The sequence below is a fragment of the Streptomyces beijiangensis genome (genome assembly GCF_017315755.1).
In the GTDB taxonomy this organism is placed as follows: Bacteria; Actinomycetota; Actinomycetes; order Streptomycetales; family Streptomycetaceae; genus Streptomyces; species Streptomyces beijiangensis.
Genome location: NZ_JAFLRJ010001555.1, coordinates 1 through 457, shown reverse-complemented (window position 1 = coordinate 457; position 457 = coordinate 1). Strand labels below are relative to the sequence as shown.

The window sequence follows — 457 nt, the reverse complement described above, 5'->3', positions numbered from 1 at the left end:
TTACCTGAACTTCACCCTGGACATGGGTAGATCACCTGGTTTCGGGTCTACGACCACGTACTCATGCGCCCTATTCAGACTCGCTTTCGCTGCGGCTCCGTCTTTTCAAACTTAACCTTGCACGGGATCGTAACTCGCCGGTTCATTCTACAAAAGGCACGCCATCACCCGTTAACGGGCTCTGACTACTTGTAGGCACACGGTTTCAGGATCTCTTTCACTCCCCTTCCGGGGTGCTTTTCACCTTTCCCTCACGGTACTGGTTCACTATCGGTCACTAGGGAGTATTTAGCCTTGGGAGATGGTCCTCCCGGATTCCGACGGAATTTCACGTGTTCCGCCGTACTCAGGATCCACTCAGGAGAGAACGAAGTTTTGACTACAGGGCTGTTACCTCCTATGGCGGGCCTTTCCAGACCTCTTCATCTACCTCGTTCTTTTGTAACTCCGTACAGAG

Annotated in this window: 1 rRNA gene; it reads right to left on the bottom strand. The window is 52.3% G+C overall.

Features of this window, described 5'->3' with window-relative positions:
* A 23S ribosomal RNA gene (locus tag J0695_RS42670) occupies window positions 1-457 on the bottom strand; the annotation flags it as partial.